Origin of the sequence: Shinella sp. G-2, from assembly GCF_050172695.1 — a bacterium.
Lineage (GTDB): Bacteria > Pseudomonadota > Alphaproteobacteria > Rhizobiales > Rhizobiaceae > Shinella.
Genome location: NZ_JBBEYH010000007.1, coordinates 206,917 through 222,010, shown reverse-complemented (window position 1 = coordinate 222,010; position 15,094 = coordinate 206,917). Strand labels below are relative to the sequence as shown.

The following is a 15,094-nucleotide window of genomic DNA, read 5'->3' as shown; positions in this document are numbered from 1 at the left end:
ACCACGCCGAAACACATCTAATCCGAGGGCGTCCACGAAACTTCGGGTTACTAACAAGATCGGCCGCGGATTCTCCGACGCCACCTGCCCCTCGGCGCAATGCTAACTTTGATCAGGTTCGCCTGGCTCGCCAAAGGCCCCCTCTTCCGCCGTGTGATCGGCACGAGCAAAGATGTCGGACCGGACCGGACGGCTGAACGACCTGGAGGTGGAGCGCCGGCAGCTTTCTGCCGATCATTCGCTGTGCGCCGGCCTTGCCTCCTTGGCCGAAGTGGACGAGCGGCATGTTCAAAAGCAATTTGGCCAGCTTTCTGCGGAGATGACTCGGCGATATCAGCACAGGCGCGACCCGTTCCGGGTTAATATCACTAAAGCTGCTGGCCCGTAGCTGAAACAACCTCGGGCACACATGCTCTACCGTTTCGCGCTCACTACAACGGTGCCGTTTGGCGAACTGATTTTTCTGAAACAATGTCTCCTCTAACCCGCTTGCGCATCATCTCGCGCAGCTTGTTGGGAGTCATGCCGAAATTTGCTCGGAATCGCCTGCAAAAATGCGAGCTGTTTGCGAAGCCGACGTCTAGCGCGATCTCAATCACGGTCTTGGATGTTCGCTCGACCAGCTGCGCGGCCTTTTTCATGCAGATCTTCTCGTAGGCTGCAGCAGGCGAAAAGCCGGTCTTGTTTTGGAAAATCCGTTCCAGCTGACGTCGGGAAAGGCCAACGCGATCAGCGATCGTCTCAATATCAAGCCTATCGTCCATATTTTCCTCCATGCAGAGCAATGCCACGCGAATGCGGTCGTCACAGTGAACGGGCAGAGTGATCGGCGTGCGGCTCTGCAGATCCGAACCTTCTCTACGGCGATCGAGTTGAAGGATTTCCATGGCATTGCGTTCTGCGCCCTCGCCGACATGCCGCCGGACCAGCAACGCGGCAAGATCGGCCACGGCGCTTCCTCCGGCACAGGTCGTCACCGTTCCGTCCTCAACGAAGAGCCGTTGCGATGTCAACCGGATCGCCGGGAAGCGTGCCTTGAATTCAGAGTGATGCAGCCAGCTGACACACGCCGTCTTGCCGTCCAGTAGTCCGGAATTGGCAAGAACGAAGCTGCCGGTGCAGGCACCGATCATCCTGACGCCCTTCTGGAGGGCCCGCTGAAGAAAGCTGACAGATTCTGAGGGCAACTGTTCCTCGACGTCCAGAAGGCCGCCAATCACGACGACATAGTCAAAGCGCTCCGGATCACCCAGACCAGTGGTCGGGACAACCTGTACGCCGCAGCTCGATCGGATCATATGCGTGTTCGGGCTCAAGACATCCCAATCGCACAGGCGGCGGCCAGACTTGTCCTCCACGTCGCTGGCGAGCCGCAACGTATCAACGAACAGCGCGAAGGCGCTCAGGGTGAATTTCCGGGTAAGGAGAAAGCCGACCCTCAATCGCTTGCCGGGTCCACGATCGGCGCCCTGGTTCTTGCCGCGTCCGGCGACGACATATCCAATTCCACGCTCCAGCATCGGCTCTCCCCGCTTAAGTCGACGGCCGATCGCCGCCCCTCTTCCTGAAAACCTATAGAAGCGGATGCCGCGACGGAAATTTCGATCGCAAATGACGGGATTAGCAATCCGCAGGAAGTTCGAATTCCTTATGCCCGCATTGGAACTTCTAATTTTCCAGCGGCCTCTAACCTTCCTACCCTCGGCATCGTCAAACAGCGCGATTGGCCGCGGAGAAGGAGTTTTTTACATGAACATGTTTGCGCGAGGGATGCCGAACCAGCTCCTGCGGTTGCAGGAAATGCACAATGGCGAGAAGGTACAGCCGACTTTCTCGGCGGGCGAAATGGAGCGGCGACAAAATGCGATGCGTGGCATTCTGGAGGAGTTGAAACTCGATGCCGCGATACTGACCTCCTATCACAATATCTGCTACTTTTCCGATTTCCTGTATTGCTCCTTCGGCCGGCGCTACGCGTTCGTCATCACGCCGGAAAAGGCGACCTCGGTCTCCGCCGGCATCGATGCCGGCCAGCCATGGCGCCGCACCTTCGGTGACAACATCACCTATACCGACTGGCAGCGAGACAATTTCTTCCACGCCCTGCAACAGCTTCTTCCAAATGCTTCGCGCATCGGTATCGAGTTCGACCAGGTCAATCTCGACCTGCGCCGCCTGCTGGAAGAAGCCTTCCCCGGTGTCGAGTTCGTCGATATCGGCTCGCCGACCATGTGGTTGCGCACGATCAAGTCGGCCGAAGAAATCGTGCTCATCAAGGCAGGGGCCGCAACGGCCGATATCGGCGGCGCCGCTGTGGCGAGGGCCGTGCAAGAAGGCGTGCCGGAATATGAAGTTGCGCTTGCTGGTACGCAGGCCATGGTCCGCCACATTGCGGATCGTTTTCCCCATGCCGAGCTGATGGATACTTGGGTTTGGTTCCAATCGGGCATCAACACCGACGGGGCTCATAATCCGGTGACGTCGCGCCGCGTCCAGAAGGGAGACATTCTCTCTTTGAACTGCTTCCCGATGATCGCCGGTTATTATACGGCGCTCGAACGCACGCTGTTCCTCGACCATGCCAGCGACGAGCATCTGCGCATCTGGGAGATCAACTGCGCCGTCCATCGCCGCGGCCTTGAACTTCTCAAGCCCGGTGCGCGTTGCGGCGATGTGGCGACGGAGCTCAACGAGATCTACCGCGAGCACGGCCTGCTCGGCTACCGTTCCTTCGGCTACGGTCATTCCTTCGGCGTGCTCTCCCATTACTACGGCCGCGAGGCGGGCGTTGAACTGCGCGAGGACATCAACACCGTGCTGCAACCCGGCATGGTCGTCTCCATGGAGCCTATGTTGACCATTCCGGATGGCATGCCGGGCGCCGGTGGTTATCGCGAGCACGACATCCTCGTGATGACGGAGACCGGCAGCGAGAACATCACGGGCTTCCCCTTCGGCCCGGAGCATAATATCCTCCCCGCCTGACCCGTATGCGGGCAACTTGGAACGGGCCGCCCGATCGGCCCGTTTCCTTTTGGAAGCGGTACCATACTCGTGAGAAACATCCCGACCGATCTTCTTCGTACTTTCCTTGCGGTCATCGATTTGCGCAGCCATACGCGCGCCGCCGAGCAGCTCGGCCGCACCCAGCCGGCGATCAGCCTGCAGATGAAGAAGTTGCAGGAACTGCTCAATGTCTCCCTCTTCGCCAAGGATGCAAGCGCCCAGCCGACCGAGGCGGGCGAGTTGGTGGCGAGCTATGCCCGTCAGATGTTGACACTGAATGACGAGATGGTGCTGCGCCTCTCCAGGCGCGACCAGCATGGCAAGATCCGCCTCGGCATTCCCAATGACTATGCCGACCATTTCCTTCCGAAGCTCATGCCGCGCCTTGCCCGCAGCGGCCACGATTTCCGCTTCGAGGTCGTCTGCGACCTTTCCCATTTCCTGCTGCAAGGCTTGCGCAACGGCCTGTACGATCTCGTGGTGGCGATGACGCCGGACGGGCCGGCAGAAGGCGCGTTCATGACCTGGAAGGAACCGCTGGCCTGGGTGGGCGACGGCGAGACCTCCATTGTTGCGGATGGCGTTGGCAATCTGCGCATCGTCTGCTACCCGGAGGGGTGTCTCTACCGTCGGGCGATGCTGACGGCCCTGCAGCGAGACGGACGTGGTTATGACCTCGTCTATACGAGCCCTAGTCTTTCGGGCCTCGAGGCCGCAGTCGGTTCCGGCTTCGGTAACACGGTGCTCGCCCGTCGCATCGTGCCGACGAAGCTATCGACGCTTGACGACGCCCTCGGCCTTCCCAGGCTCGCGGACGTCGTCGTTGGTATCTATCTGAGTTCCGACCGCAAACGCTCCCCGGTGGCGGAGAGCTTTGCTGCGCATTTTGCCGACGCTTTTCTCGCCGACACACGGGACGGGTGATCAGGTCCGTCGCATCCGACGGATGAGGTTCAGCACCAGGAAGAGGGCGATGGAGACGGTGGTGAGCAGACTGGCCGCTGCCATGATCGTCGGGTTGATCTGGTCCCGGATGCCGGAGAACATCTGCACCGGCAACGTGCGTTGCTCGGCGCCCGTAAGAAAGAGGGCGACGATCACCTCGTCGAAGGAAACGGCGAAGGCAAGGAGCGCACCCGAGACGATGCCGGGCACGATGAGAGGCAGCGTGACGGCGAAGAACACGCTGACCGGCCCGGCGCCGAGGCTCGCACCTGCTCGTGTGAGATTGGAATCGTAGGTGGAAAGCGCCGAAAGCACCGTGACGACCACGAAGGGAATGGAGAGCGCCGCATGGGCCAGCACCAGCCCCGTGCGCGTGTTGGTGAGCCCGAGCGTACCGAAGAACATGTAGGCGCCGACGGCAACGATGACGACGGGCATGATCATTGGCGAGATCATCAATGCCATGACGGCCTTGCGCGCAGGAAAACCGGGACGGCTGATGCCGAGCGCGGCCAGCGTGCCGAAAAGCGTGGCGAGCGCCGTGCTGAAGAGAGCCGCGACGACGCTGTTGAAAAGGCTCTGTGTCCAGCGCGAGTTCTCAAAGAAATCCGCATACCAGCGCCAAGAATACTCCTGGATCGGAAAGGTGAAAAAAGGATCCTTCGAAACCGATAGTGGAAAAACGACGAAAAGCGGTCCGATAAGGAAGATAAGGACGGCGAACGCGAAGGTGACGACGCCGAAACGGCAGAGCCGCTCGCTTCGAGTTGCATAGGAAGGAAGCCACATGGTTTTCATCCGAGCTTGATGCGCTCCGCACCGACGAGGCGCAGGAACAGGAGGTAGATGGAAAGCGTCATGACGAGGAGCACGCAGGCGAGCGCCGCAGCCATGCCCCAGTTCAGATCGCGGTTTATGTAGGTGGCGATGAAGTTCGACATCATCTGGTCTCTTGGCCCACCGACGAGCGCTGGTGTGATGTAGTAGCCAAGCGACAGGATGAAGGTCATCAGGCAGCCGGCGGCGACCCCTGGCAGCGTCTGAGGTGCATAAACCCGCCAGAAGGCGAAGAATGGTGGCGCGCCAAGTGAGCGCGCGGCGCGCATCTGCCCCTCCGGAATGGACTTCATCACACTGAGGATCGGAAGGATGGTGAAGGGCAGCTGGATATGGGTCATGGCCGTCACGGTGCCGAAGCGTGTCAGCATCAGCTGCAGTTTTTCCGTCGTGAGGCCGAGTGCCAGCAGCATCTGGTTTATGATGCCGTCTGTCTGCAGCAACACGACCCAGGCGGTGGTGCGTACCAAAAGCGAGGTCCAGAGCGGTAGAAGCACCATCAGGAGCAGGAAGCCGGCAATGCGGGCAGGCGCCAGCGAAATGACATAGGCGGTCGGAAAGCCGAGCAGCAGCGTCGCGAAGGTCACCAGCCCTGCAATCCACAGCGTGCGGCCGAGGATGCCGATAAAGACCGCTTGGTCCTGTGGCACCTTCACGATGCTGCCGGACGCATCTTGCCCGAAATCCATGGCCGTCAGAAGATAGTACGGCGTCACAGGATCGGCATTGCGCTTGAGGATCGCCCATAGGTCCGGGCTCGCCCAGACAGGGTCGAGTTTGGCGAATTGCGGGGCGAGAGGCCTTTCCCGGAAATTGCCGAGATGGCGGACAACCGACATGATGCGGCTGCGCATGCCGGCGCTTTCATAGTTCAGCCGCTTGCCGAGCGCGGCTGCCGTATTGTTCTCCTTTGCCCGTGCAAGATCCGCCGCAAGCGCGACATAGACGTCTTCGCCGGGGGTGGTTCGTCCGTCCCAGTCGTCAAGCGCGACAATCGTTTGCGGCAGGACGTCGCGCACTTCCGGATTGCTGACGGCCGTCGTCAGGAAAATCCCGATCGGAGCGGCGAAGGTTACGAGCAGAAAAAGCAGCGCCGGCAATGCCAGCGCGAGTGCCCGAAGTCGGTTCGGTCTTTCCGCACGGCGAAGTGCAGCTCCCAGATTGGCGTCGACGGTGAGAGGGGCAAGAGACATGGTCTGCGTCATGGCTACCTCGTCAACGTCCGGCAATCAGCCGCGAAACAGGTCATCTCGACGTGGGTTTCCGACTGGATGGCTGCGCCGGAAGCCGCCGGCAGTGAAGCAACGAGGCGATCCCCACCGAAGGCTTCGAGTGTCAACCGCACCCGGTCGCCGAGAAAGGTTCTATCGAGCACGCGGGCACAGATGCGGTTTTCGGCAGTGCTGCGTTCCGCACTGTCGAGATCAAGCCGCTCCGGGCGCAGTGACATGGTGAGGTTCGACCGGGCCTGGCCCGAGGCACCCGTCGTCAAGAGCCGGGTTCCATCCGCCATTCGCACTACGTTGAAGCCGTTTTCCGTCCCGACAAACTCACAGGAAAGCGTGTTGTTGTCGCCGATGAAGCCGGCGACGAAACGGTTATCGGGCCGGTCGTAAAGCGTGACCGGATCGGAAAGCTGCTGGATTTTGCCTTCGTGGAAGACAGCGATCCGGTCGGACATGGTGAGCGCCTCGGACTGGTCGTGCGTCACATAGACCATGGTGATGCCGAGGCGTTGCTGGATCTTTCGGATTTCCACCTGCATGTGCTCGCGAAGCTGCTTGTCGAGCGCGCCGAGCGGCTCGTCCATCAGGATGAGCTTCGGGTTAAAAACCATGGCGCGGGCCAACGCCACGCGCTGCTGCTGTCCGCCTGAAAGTTGCGCTGGACGACGCTCGCCAAGGCCCGTGAGCTTGACCATTGCTAGCGCTTCCTCGACACGACGCGTTGCATCGGCCCCTCTGACACTGCGGTAGCGAAGGGGAAAGCCGACATTTTCAGCGACAGTCATATGCGGAAAGAGTGCGTAGTTCTGGAAGACGAAACCGATATCGCGACGCTCGGGCGGCAGGCGCTCCACGGCTTGTCCTTCGAGCAGGATGCGTCCGCTTGTCGGCTGCTCGAAACCGCCGAGCATCATCAGCGTGGTCGTCTTTCCAGACCCGGACGGCCCCAGCATGGTGAGGAATTCACCACGCCGCACATTAAGGTTCAGGTCTTCGACAACAAGCGCGCGCCCATCATAGGTTTTTTGGACATGCTCGAAGGCGACCATTGTTTCGACAGCATTCTTGATTGGCGGCGCTTCGGCGAAGCGCCCCCTTTCCAGGATCATCGTGTTCATCCGCCGTTCCTCAGTTGGAAAGCCAGGTGGTGAAGCGCTTGCGGATTTCGTCGCCGTGGTCTGCCCAGAAGGCGTTGTCGAGTGTCAGCGAAGCCGTCAGGTTGGCGGGGCTCGTTGGCAGGTTCTTCGCATCTTCGGGCGCCACTTCGGCGGCCGCGCTCGCGCGGACGGGACCGTAGGGTATATACTTCGCGATACCCGCCAGAACCTTCGGTTCTACGGCAAAGCGGATGAAGGCAAGCGAACCTTCTAAATCCTTGGCGCCCTTGGGAATGACCCAGTAGTTGGAATCGAGGATCTGATTGTCCCAGACGATGTTGAAGTTGCGACCTTCCTTGTTGGCATTGAAGATGCGCCCGTTCCAGGCGGTCGTCATGGCCACTTCGCCTGAGGCGAGGAGTTGCGGTGCTTGCGCGCCTGCTTCCCACCAGACGATCTGGCTCTTGATGGTATCGAGCTTGGCAAAGGCGCGGTCGACACCCTCTGGTGTTGCAAGCGTCGCATAGACATCCTGCGGCGCTACGCCGTCGGCAAGGAGTGCGAATTCAAGATTGGTCGCGGGGTTTTTCCAAAGACCACGCTTGCCGGGGAAGTTGGCGAGATCGAAGAGATCGGCAAGCCGCGTCGGCGGCTTTTCCAGCTTGTCCTGATCGTAGGAGAGAATAGTCGCATAGACGATTGTCCCGACGCCGCAATCCGATGTGGTGCCGGCGAGCCAGTCCGACTTCGGGCCGATCTTTTCCCAGTCGATCGTTTCGAAAAGACCTTCGTCACAGCCCTGTAGCAAGGTCGGCGCGTCAACGTCCACCACGTCGATCGTCGTGTTGCCGCTGTCGATCATTGCCTTGATTTTGGCTATTTCGCCGCCGTATTCCTGCTCGGATATCTGTCGGCCGGTTTCCTCGCTGTAGGCGCCGAATACGGCCTTTCGCTGGGCATCTTGATAAGCTCCGCCGAAGCTCATGACCGAAAGCGGCTCGGCCGCGAGTGCCACGCCGAGCGTCAAGCTATAGGCAAGCGTTGTCGCTGCCAGAAACATTCTTGTTCTGAACATTGGAATTCCTCTCTGGAGACAGATTTGATCTACCCGTCGTGACGCCCGTCTTGCTTGCGAGCTATGAGGAAAGCCTATGTTGCGACATGCTGCGGCGCAAATAAGTAGCTGTCATGTGAGCATGAGCGCCGCTTATCGGAGCTGCGGGCTAATTCCTGTACCCTACCACAAGATCACGCCGCAGACCGCGGACACTCGCGGCTATATATGTGAGCGAACCGGTGCATAAAAAGTCTTTTGCCAAGATCGACGATAGCCCCGGACACACTCAACCATGTCGACGTCTAAGCAACAGAGGTGAGCGTCCCAGAAGCCCCGTGCTGCTCCTCATGCGGGTTCTGTTTCCGATTGCGCTTAAACGGTCCATGGGGAATTTCGGGCGAGGCGAAGCTGTCGGCACTGGCACGGTCCCATCGATCGTGCCAATCCGCTAGTTCGGGAATCTCTCCGCCCGACACAAGGAAACCCTCGGGCAGGTAGGGATAGGCTTCGTTGCCGTCTAGGAACTCGTCGTCCTTCTGTCGGAACATGAAGTGGTAGGGCATGAAGTCGCTCGGATTGCCGAGACCGGCGGCGCCTGCGATTTCCCCAAGCGCTCGCATAGTATTGCGATGGAAGCGAGCGGGTATTCATCTGACGCCGCGGGAGTGATCTCCTGCGGCCCGCCGGAAGGATCGCTGCTCACCGGCCTGATGCAGCGAGCGGGAAGACCCGCGGACTAAGCTCTTCCATGGACCTTCCGGCCCAGTCGCGCTGGGGCGCAGCGGCGATCGCCTCGGCTTGGGCGCTACGCAGCGCCTCGATGTCCTCGGTTATATCGAAGTTAACCACATTGCTGTTCTCCACGACGCGGTTGCCATCGACATAGACATCGAGGACCGCGCGATCGCTCGCCGAATAAACGAGGCTGCGGATGGGCTCGTAGTCGGGCTGCATGTAGGGGTTCGACATGTCGATCACCGAGAAATCGGCCTTGCAGCCGACACCGAGGCGGCCGAGGTCGGGCCGGCGGATGATGTCCGCACCGGTTGCGGTCGCCGCCATGAAGGCATGCGCGGTGCTGGCGCCCTTGAAGTTGCCGCTGACGATGCGGCCCGCATAGCAAGCCATGCGCATCTCATCGAGGATGTTGTGCGGGAAGCTGTCGGTGCCGATACCGCAGGCGATACCGGCATCCATGTAGCGGCTCAGCGTGTTGAGCGCGATTCCACGGCGGGCGAAGACCACGGGGCAATGGGCGACCTGGGCGCCGCTGTCGCGCAGGCGTTCGAAGTCGTTGGCGTGTGGCCAATGGATCCAGGGATGGTCGTTGAGAAAGATGCTGTGGCCGATAACCGTGTCCGGTCCGAGCGCGCCGATCCTGTCCAGCCATTCGATGGGTGTGCAGCCGGTCCGGCGGACAATCTCCTGGAATTCCACGACGCTCTGGGCGGCGTGGATATGGATCGGCTGGCCTCGCTCGCGGGCGGCGGCCAGCGCATCGCGGATCTGCGCTTCGGTGCAGGTGTCGATCTGCGCCGGGCAGATCATTCCGGTTATGCGACCGCTCGGATGGCCCGAGACGCTGTCGGCCATCTCGATCGTCTCGCGCAGAAGCCTGTCGCCCGTCGCCGTGTCGAGATCGTATTCCACCGAGTGGCCGTCGCGCGTGCGCCATGGGCCGGAGCGGAACATGCCCCACAGCACGGCGCGGATACCGGTCTCCGCATGGTCGTCCGCCCAGCCCGGCCGGGCAATACCGAGATCGCAGATCGTCGTCACGCCGCTTCGCAGAGCCTCCCATACCGCGACGCGAATGGCGTGGCGCGTGTATTTCGGGCTGATCTGGAAGACCGGCATGAACTCGTAGAGCGAGCTCTGGCCAAGGCGGGGACTGCCGAGCTCTTCCAGCATGCCCTTCCAGCCCGGCTCGAAACCGGGATGGCTGTGGATGTCGATGAAGCCAGGGATCAGCATGCGCTTTCGGCCGTCGATCTCAACATCGGCGTAGCCGCTAAAATTACCGCCGATATAGACGATCTCATTGCCGCGGATCGACATATCACCATTTTGAAGATAGGTATGCGCGCCGCTCTGCGGGTCCCAGGCCACGATCCAGTCACAGTTGCGGAACACGGTGGTCTTGTCGTTGCCGGGACGCATGAATACCTCTGCTTTCGTGTTGGGCCATGCCAAGTCAGTGGGACAGGATTTGACCCAGAAACTGCTTGGTTCTAGGGTTGCGGGGACGCGAGAAGAAGCTTTCGGGATCGCTTCGCTCGATGATTTCGCCCTTGTCCATGAAGAGGATCTCGTCGGCGACGGAGCGGGCGAAACCCATTTCGTGCGTGACGCAGATCATGGTCATGCCGCTGCGGGCAAGGTCCACCATCGTGTCGAGAACCTCGTTGACCATTTCGGGATCGAGGGCGGAGGTCGGCTCGTCGAAAAGCATGATCTTCGGCTGCATGCACAGCGCCCTGGCAATCGCCACGCGCTGCTGCTGACCGCCCGAAAGCTGGCTCGGATATTTGTCCGCCTGTTCGGGTATCTTGACCCGCTGCAGGAGTTCCTCCGCCCGGTCACGCGCGATCTTCGGGTTTTCGCGAAGCACGCGGATCGGGGCGGCGGTAATGTTCTCCATCACGGTCATGTGGGGGAACAGATTGAAATTCTGGAAGACCATGCCGACATTGCGCCGCACGTTCTCGATACCGGTCATATTGCGGTGCAGCTCGACGCCGTCGATCAAGATTTCCCCTTGCTGATGAGCTTCGAGGCGGTTGAGGCAGCGGATGAAGGTGGACTTCCCGGATCCGGAGGGTCCACAGATGACCAGCTTCTGCCCCGGCGTCACCCGCAGCGAGATATCGTTCAGCACCCGCAGGGCGCCGTACCATTTACTGATATTGCGCACATCGACGATGGCCGGCGGCGATTGCTCGGACGGGGCGGACATCAGCGGGCTCCCTTGCTGAAGTGATTTTCCAGCCGGGACTGACCGATTTCCAGCACGATCGTCATGATCCAGTAGAGGATGCCGGCGGTGATCAGCATTTCCATGTGCTGGAAGGTTTGGTTGCCGGTGGTGCGGGCGAGATACATCAGTTCCCAGACGCCGATCACCGACACGAGGGAAGAGTCCTTCAGCATGGCGATGAACTGGTTTCCGATGGGCGGTATGACGATCGGAACGGCCTGTGGCAGGATGATCCAGCGCAGGATCGCCGGAAACCGGTAGCCGAGCGCCCTGGATGCCTCCCACTGGCCGCGTGGAATGGATTGGATGCCGGCGCGGAAGATCTCGGTCATGTAGGCGCCGTAGCAGAGCGACAGCGCAGCGATGCCAGCTGGCACCGCATCGATGACGAAGCCGAGCTGCGGCAGGCCCACATAGATGAGATAGATCTGCATGAGGAGCGGCAGGCCGCGAAACAGCGAGGTGTAGAAGCTGACGACGCCATAGGCAAAGCCGCTCTGGGAGAGTTTCGCCACTGCGCCGACGATGGCGATGACGGTCGCAATCGTAATCGAGATGGCCGAGACGTAGAGCGTCGTGACGACGCCTTGCGTTATCAGAAAGCCCAGCTTCTGCATGATGAAGGCCAGCGACAGGTCGAACAGCATGAAGACGCAGAGGAAGAGAAGCGTCAATTGCGCCCACACGAGGCCGATCTGTACCTTGCGGGGGAAGCTTGCGATGATGGCGATGTTAAGAACGACGGTGGCTGCGACGATCACGGCGCCGACCAGCCGGCTCCAGTTCCCGGGCAGCGTGATGGCGGCATAGTCTTGCAACGGCTTCGTAAGTGGATCGGCCAGATAGGCGATTGCCGCGACGGTCAGTAGCAGCACGAGAATGAATTTGGAATTTCGCGTCAGCCGTGGGCTGTCGACGGTATCAGCATACATGTGCTTCCCCCCAGTTGGTGGAAGGCCGCCGGCCTTCCACCATTTTCGGTTAGTTGTTGGGGGCGGCGTAATCGACGCCGAACCACTTCACCGACAGCTTCGACAGGGTGCCGTCGCTCTTCATCGCGGCGATCGCCTCGGCAATCCTGTCGTTGAACTCATTGTCACCCTTTTCGATAGCAACAGCCAGCGGCTCATAAAACACGGGTTCGCCGACGATGCGGAACGGATAGCCTTTGCCGATCGCTTCCTTCAGCGAGGGTAGGGCATAGATGATCGCGTCCAAACGCGCGCCCGGCCCAAGTCGCAGGTCGTCCATCAAAGCGGTCGAGGCGCTGAGCGTCTTGATCGTGCCAGGCTCGACCTCGTACTTGAACTCCGGCGTGCCGACGGCGTCGATCACGAGGTCACGGCGCAGGTACTTTTCGTAGGTCGTTCCGCTGGGGGCGCCGATGACGGTGCCGTTGAGGTCGGCCTTCGTCTGGATCTTGGAGTCCTTGTGCACCACGAAGGACGCCGGCGTGTAGTAGTAGATCGCCGGGAAGTCGAACACCTTCGCGCGGTCTGCCGTCGGGGTCATGGAGCCGATGGAGATGTCCCAGCGGCCGTTCCAATGCCCGGCGGTGATCATCGTCCATTCCGGCGTGATGATCTCTAGTTCGACGCCGAGCCGGCTGGCTATTTCCCTCCCGACGGACACGTCGAACCCGTCCATCTCGTTGCTGTCATTGATGAATGACAGTGGCGGAAGATTGGCGTCGGTCGCCATCTTCAGCACCTTGTTAGCGTTCACCCGGTCGAGGACCTCGCCCGCCTGCGCCGATATAGGCGACCAGAGCACGGCGGCCAGCGCCGCGCCTGCAATACACTTCGAAAAGAACCGGTTCATTTTCCCCTCCTGGTTTCTCGTTTCCGTCGTTGGTGGCGGGGGCGTCCCGCCCTTTGCTAGCGCATGGTTTCACGCGCAAGGATGCCCGTCAGGCAGCCGATATTGCCGGCTGCCTTCGACAATTCGTCCGTCCGCACTGGTACGCATTCGATGCCCTGCTTTTCGAAGAAGGGCTGGAACTTCGGCAGGCCGGCAACCATCATGATCTTGCGCGGCCCGAGCGTTACGAAGTTCATGGCGCGGTAGCTCTGAGCGTCGTCTTCGCAGGGCGGGCAGACGACCTCATAGCCGCGGTCCTGCAGGGCGCGAACCGTTGCGAGCGGAGTGCGGCGCGGCCAGCAGATCGCAAGGTTGCGGTCGGCGATGCGCAGCATGCCCATGAAGTGCATCGTTCCGAAAGGCAGGTCGACGGTCAGCGTCTCGCAACCGATTTCCGCCAGAGCCGTGGTAATCTGGTCTATCGCTGACTGGTTGGTGCGGTGGCCCCTGCCGACCATTGCCGTACGCTCATCCAGCCAGATGAGATCGGCGCCCTCAAACGTGGCATCGCCGACGAGCGTCTTCAGGATCGGCACGCCGAGATCGGCCAGCCGGCGTGCGGCCCAGCGCTCTTCACCCGCCCTGACCTGGCCTGCCGGACGCGCCAGCAGCGCTCCCTGCGGAGTCATGACGAAAAGATCCGCGCAGAACATCTGGTTTGGAGACGGCATCGACGCGGGTGTGACGTGGTGAACCTCGACGCCCTGATCGACATAGGCCTGACACATGGCAGCGTGCTGCTCGCTCGCCAGCTTCAGGTCGAGCGGTTCGAGCATCAAGGCGGCCTGCGGGTCGCTGACGCTATCGGCAAGCTCCGTGCCGGGTGCGTGGACGAGAACGGCCTTCAGACGGCGCCATTCGGAATCCACCCGGTAGCCGCTCCAGATCGAGCCGAATTCTTCGACATGGCTGCCCTTGCGCTGTACCCAGCCTGCGCCGCCATAGGCGGACATGCCGAAGGTTCCGCCGTTGTGGCCGGATTTCAATTCACTTGCGACTGTGTCTAACATCGGTGCCTGCTCTCGATAAGAAGATTCACAATTTCGGTTGGGCGAGCCAACTATTCCCGTTAGGGTCCAATGGACGATATGCCGAAAGCTCGACTGTACAAAGTGAGAGGTTTGGCAACAATTTGAGGGAAAGTATCCAAAATGGAAACGCTAGATGGTCGAACTGGATAGCATCGACAGAAGACTGCTGAGCCTGCTGCGCCATAATGGTCGGGAACCCATAGCCAGCATCGCCCAGAAGCTGGGCATCTCCCGCGTGACAGCCCGTTCTAGGCTCGAGCGCTTGCTGGCGAATGGCATCATTGAGAGCTTCACGATCACGCTGGGTTCTGGAGTGCAGAGTCGGATGATCCGTGCCATTATGCTGGTGAAGATCGAAGGAACAAAGTCCGATCACGTGGTCAGGGAGCTCAACAAAATCACTGAGGTGGTGGATCTCTATTCAACAAGTGGGCAGTGGGACTCAATAGCAATTTTGGAGGCTGATACGCTGACACATTTCGACCTTACACTTCGCGCGATATCAAGAATTTCTGGAATAAAGATGACGGAAACCAGTATGATGCTGTCATCGCGCAGGGCATTTCCATAAAAACGATGTTGGCTTAGCATCAAATTTCTAGGCTGGAGACGCTTCTTGTTTGGAAAAAACGAGCGTCCCCTAGTGCGCTTAGCAGTCAAAGTATGTTCGGGTATGAACCGCAGCGGGCCGCAGGCCATTTGGTCTGAGTTTTGCGGCCATGGCTGGTTCGTCCAGCGTGGCGTAGTAGCGTGCTTCAGCCTCGGCTGGCGGTATGTTTCCTTCACCGGCATTCTGCAGGCGGACGCCTATGGCGGCTACAATCCGCTGTTCAAGGTAGACCGCGATCCCGGTTCCCTGACGAAGGCACTTTGCTGGGCTCACTCGCGGCGCAAATTCTTCGTGCTCGCCGACATTGCCGCAAGCGCCAAGCGTGGAAAGAGCGCTGCGCTGGTCTCGCCTATGGCCCGATCGTGTCCCATGGAGTGGTGTAGCTGGAATTCATAGCCATCGGTGATTTCCGGTAGGGTCGGGTTGCTTAGAGCCAACCTGAGGGACA

The 15,094-nt window shown here is 60.3% G+C and carries 15 protein-coding genes and 2 pseudogenes; 6 read left to right on the top strand and 11 right to left on the bottom strand.

The features are described 5' to 3' along the window. Nucleotides 1–55: 55 nt before the first annotated feature. Nucleotides 56–388: pseudogene (locus V8U06_RS14530) on the top strand (integrase); the annotation flags it as partial. A 43-nt stretch (nucleotides 389–431) separates the two neighbouring features. Here the strand turns inward: V8U06_RS14530 and V8U06_RS14525 are convergent. Further along, on the bottom strand, nucleotides 432–1,520 hold the full coding sequence (locus tag V8U06_RS14525) for a GlxA family transcriptional regulator (protein ID WP_427141258.1): 1,089 nt from the start codon (nucleotides 1,518–1,520) through the stop codon (nucleotides 432–434). A 250-nt stretch (nucleotides 1,521–1,770) separates the two neighbouring features. On the opposite strand from V8U06_RS14525, the gene V8U06_RS14520 reads away from it, so the two are divergent. Together V8U06_RS14520 and V8U06_RS14515 are read left to right on the top strand one after the other, a co-directional pair. Further along, nucleotides 1,771–2,985, top strand: coding sequence for a M24 family metallopeptidase (locus V8U06_RS14520; protein WP_427141300.1), 1,215 nt, complete (start codon nucleotides 1,771–1,773; stop codon nucleotides 2,983–2,985). 69 nt (nucleotides 2,986–3,054) lie between these two features. Next, nucleotides 3,055–3,930, top strand: coding sequence for a LysR family transcriptional regulator (locus V8U06_RS14515; RefSeq protein WP_427141257.1), 876 nt, complete (start codon nucleotides 3,055–3,057; stop codon nucleotides 3,928–3,930). Here V8U06_RS14515 and V8U06_RS14510 read toward each other — a convergent pair whose 3' ends face one another. After that, complete coding sequence (locus V8U06_RS14510; RefSeq protein WP_312415018.1) at nucleotides 3,931–4,452, bottom strand: ABC transporter permease; 522 nt, start codon at nucleotides 4,450–4,452, stop codon at nucleotides 3,931–3,933. Between V8U06_RS14510 and V8U06_RS14505 the strand changes: the two genes are divergently transcribed. After that, the gene (locus V8U06_RS14505) at nucleotides 4,388–4,726 is read left to right on the top strand and encodes a hypothetical protein (RefSeq protein ID WP_427141303.1); all 339 of its coding nucleotides are present in this window, start codon (nucleotides 4,388–4,390) and stop codon (nucleotides 4,724–4,726) included. The two genes, V8U06_RS14510 and V8U06_RS14505, sit on opposite strands and share 65 nt — an antisense overlap. A 19-nt stretch (nucleotides 4,727–4,745) precedes the next feature. Here V8U06_RS14505 and V8U06_RS14500 read toward each other — a convergent pair whose 3' ends face one another. The 9 genes from V8U06_RS14500 to V8U06_RS14460 all read right to left on the bottom strand — a co-directional run bounded on the left by V8U06_RS14500 (nucleotide 4,746) and on the right by V8U06_RS14460 (nucleotide 14,015). After that, nucleotides 4,746–5,993, bottom strand: a complete 1,248-nt coding sequence (locus V8U06_RS14500) for an ABC transporter permease (protein ID WP_427141256.1) — start codon at nucleotides 5,991–5,993, stop codon at nucleotides 4,746–4,748. A 2-nt stretch (nucleotides 5,994–5,995) separates the two neighbouring features. Next, the gene (locus tag V8U06_RS14495) at nucleotides 5,996–7,123 is read right to left on the bottom strand and encodes an ABC transporter ATP-binding protein (protein ID WP_427141299.1); all 1,128 of its coding nucleotides are present in this window, start codon (nucleotides 7,121–7,123) and stop codon (nucleotides 5,996–5,998) included. A gap of 19 nt (nucleotides 7,124–7,142) precedes the next feature. Continuing rightward, nucleotides 7,143–8,186, bottom strand: coding sequence for an ABC transporter substrate-binding protein (locus V8U06_RS14490; RefSeq protein ID WP_312414995.1), 1,044 nt, complete (start codon nucleotides 8,184–8,186; stop codon nucleotides 7,143–7,145). A gap of 284 nt (nucleotides 8,187–8,470) precedes the next feature. Next, nucleotides 8,471–8,731 carry a hypothetical protein gene (locus V8U06_RS14485; protein WP_427141255.1) on the bottom strand — a complete coding sequence of 87 codons (261 nt, stop codon included), beginning with the start codon at nucleotides 8,729–8,731 and terminating at the stop codon, nucleotides 8,471–8,473. A gap of 136 nt (nucleotides 8,732–8,867) precedes the next feature. Continuing rightward, on the bottom strand, nucleotides 8,868–10,328 hold the full coding sequence (locus tag V8U06_RS14480) for an amidohydrolase family protein (RefSeq protein WP_427141254.1): 1,461 nt from the start codon (nucleotides 10,326–10,328) through the stop codon (nucleotides 8,868–8,870). A 34-nt stretch (nucleotides 10,329–10,362) separates the two neighbouring features. Next, the gene (locus V8U06_RS14475; RefSeq protein WP_427141253.1) at nucleotides 10,363–11,124 is read right to left on the bottom strand and encodes an amino acid ABC transporter ATP-binding protein; all 762 of its coding nucleotides are present in this window, start codon (nucleotides 11,122–11,124) and stop codon (nucleotides 10,363–10,365) included. Further along, a complete protein-coding gene (locus V8U06_RS14470) occupies nucleotides 11,124–12,077 on the bottom strand; it encodes an amino acid ABC transporter permease (RefSeq protein ID WP_427141252.1) in 954 nt (317 codons plus the stop codon). Before V8U06_RS14470 ends, V8U06_RS14475 begins: the two co-directional genes overlap by 1 nt. A 49-nt stretch (nucleotides 12,078–12,126) precedes the next feature. Beyond that, on the bottom strand, nucleotides 12,127–12,966 hold the full coding sequence (locus V8U06_RS14465) for a transporter substrate-binding domain-containing protein (RefSeq protein WP_427141251.1): 840 nt from the start codon (nucleotides 12,964–12,966) through the stop codon (nucleotides 12,127–12,129). Nucleotides 12,967–13,022: 56 nt separating this feature from the next. Continuing rightward, nucleotides 13,023–14,015 (bottom strand): dimethylarginine dimethylaminohydrolase family protein, encoded by a 993-nt coding sequence (locus tag V8U06_RS14460; RefSeq protein WP_427141250.1) that lies wholly within the window; start codon nucleotides 14,013–14,015, stop codon nucleotides 13,023–13,025. Between the two features lie 154 nt (nucleotides 14,016–14,169). Between V8U06_RS14460 and V8U06_RS14455 the strand changes: the two genes are divergently transcribed. Both V8U06_RS14455 and V8U06_RS14450 read left to right on the top strand, forming a co-directional pair. After that, entirely contained in the window at nucleotides 14,170–14,607 is a 438-nt protein-coding gene (locus tag V8U06_RS14455; RefSeq protein ID WP_427141249.1) for an Lrp/AsnC family transcriptional regulator, read from the top strand. A gap of 207 nt (nucleotides 14,608–14,814) precedes the next feature. Continuing rightward, a pseudogene (locus tag V8U06_RS14450) lies at nucleotides 14,815–15,003 on the top strand (IS66 family transposase); the annotation flags it as partial. Nucleotides 15,004–15,094 lie beyond the last annotated feature (91 nt).

Coding starts and splice junctions, on each gene's coding strand:
- V8U06_RS14455 (WP_427141249.1), top strand. CDS start 14,170: ATGGTCGAACTGGATAGCATCGACAGAAGACTGCTGAGCCTGCTGCGC.
- V8U06_RS14475 (WP_427141253.1), bottom strand. CDS start 11,124: ATGTCCGCCCCGTCCGAGCAATCGCCGCCGGCCATCGTCGATGTGCGC.
- V8U06_RS14525 (WP_427141258.1), bottom strand. CDS start 1,520: ATGCTGGAGCGTGGAATTGGATATGTCGTCGCCGGACGCGGCAAGAAC.
- V8U06_RS14470 (WP_427141252.1), bottom strand. CDS start 12,077: ATGTATGCTGATACCGTCGACAGCCCACGGCTGACGCGAAATTCCAAA.
- V8U06_RS14520 (WP_427141300.1), top strand. CDS start 1,771: ATGCCGAACCAGCTCCTGCGGTTGCAGGAAATGCACAATGGCGAGAAG.
- V8U06_RS14485 (WP_427141255.1), bottom strand. CDS start 8,731: ATGCCCTACCACTTCATGTTCCGACAGAAGGACGACGAGTTCCTAGAC.
- V8U06_RS14500 (WP_427141256.1), bottom strand. CDS start 5,993: ATGACGCAGACCATGTCTCTTGCCCCTCTCACCGTCGACGCCAATCTG.
- V8U06_RS14465 (WP_427141251.1), bottom strand. CDS start 12,966: ATGAACCGGTTCTTTTCGAAGTGTATTGCAGGCGCGGCGCTGGCCGCC.
- V8U06_RS14480 (WP_427141254.1), bottom strand. CDS start 10,328: ATGCGTCCCGGCAACGACAAGACCACCGTGTTCCGCAACTGTGACTGG.
- V8U06_RS14505 (WP_427141303.1), top strand. CDS start 4,388: ATGATCATTGGCGAGATCATCAATGCCATGACGGCCTTGCGCGCAGGA.
- V8U06_RS14490 (WP_312414995.1), bottom strand. CDS start 8,186: ATGTTCAGAACAAGAATGTTTCTGGCAGCGACAACGCTTGCCTATAGC.
- V8U06_RS14495 (WP_427141299.1), bottom strand. CDS start 7,123: ATGATCCTGGAAAGGGGGCGCTTCGCCGAAGCGCCGCCAATCAAGAAT.
- V8U06_RS14460 (WP_427141250.1), bottom strand. CDS start 14,015: ATGTTAGACACAGTCGCAAGTGAATTGAAATCCGGCCACAACGGCGGA.